1 protein-coding gene is annotated in these 462 nt (G+C 42.2%); it reads left to right on the forward strand.

Going from position 1 to position 462, the window contains the following annotated elements; genetic code table 11:
• Positions 1-462 (forward strand): patatin-like phospholipase family protein (locus AC1VNY_RS42635; protein ID WP_482409695.1); only part of this gene is annotated, 462 nt, incomplete at both ends.

Raw genomic sequence — 462 nt, forward strand, 5'->3', positions numbered from 1 at the left:
GCGTCAATGCGGCCGTACTTGCTGAAAATGCCAATGATTTTCCTGCTGCCCTGGAGAAACTCGAGGCCATTTGGGGTGAAATTCATTGTCAACAAATCTACAAGGCCAGTAATTACGAATTAAGCAAATCAGTAATGCGTAATTTAAGCACCTTGATTATCAAACAACGTCAATCAGGGCATTTGCTTGATACAACACCATTACGGCAATTTCTGGAAGAAAGCATTGATTTCACACGAATTGAACAAAATATACAAGAAGGATACCTCGATACTTTCGAAGTCTTAAGCGCCTGTTATGAAACACATCAAACCATCTCTTTCTACGCTCATAATCATTCAGAATTTGAAGATTGGAATTATCCGCGTCATAGCAGCCAACGTGCCGTGATCAACGCCCAGCATATTCTGGCATCAAGCGCCTTACCATTGTTCTTTCCCCCTGTCAGCCTCAATGGATTCC

The sequence above is a fragment of the Bradyrhizobium ferriligni genome (assembly GCF_056837965.1).